Below are 234 nucleotides of genomic sequence, written 5' to 3'. Positions count from 1 at the left end.
AAGCAACTACTAAAAAGCTATGCACAAGGTGTAAACGAAGGACTTGCGCAAGTAGGGTACCCAAGTTTTGAATACCTACTTACAGGGGCTGAGCAACAACCATGGCAAAGCGAAGATAGTCTGTTAGTTATTTTTAGCATGTATTTAGATTTACAAACTGCCACCTTTGAACGCGATCAAGCTTTAATTCAAATACAGCAGCAATATGGCGCAAAAATGGTTGAATTTTTAACC

At 38.9% G+C, this 234-nt stretch carries 1 protein-coding gene; it reads left to right on the top strand.

Going from position 1 to position 234, the window contains the following annotated elements; all coding sequences use genetic code 11:
* The coding region (locus SB724_RS21880; protein WP_410573184.1) for a penicillin acylase family protein at positions 1 to 234 on the top strand (234 nt) is incomplete at both ends.

Origin of the sequence: Bacillus sp. SIMBA_031 (genome assembly GCF_046535225.1) — a bacterium.
Lineage (GTDB): Bacteria > Bacillota > Bacilli > Bacillales > Bacillaceae > Bacillus > Bacillus velezensis.
Note: the sequence above shows the minus strand (reverse complement) of the source record. Positions and strands in the feature narration are given on the sequence as shown.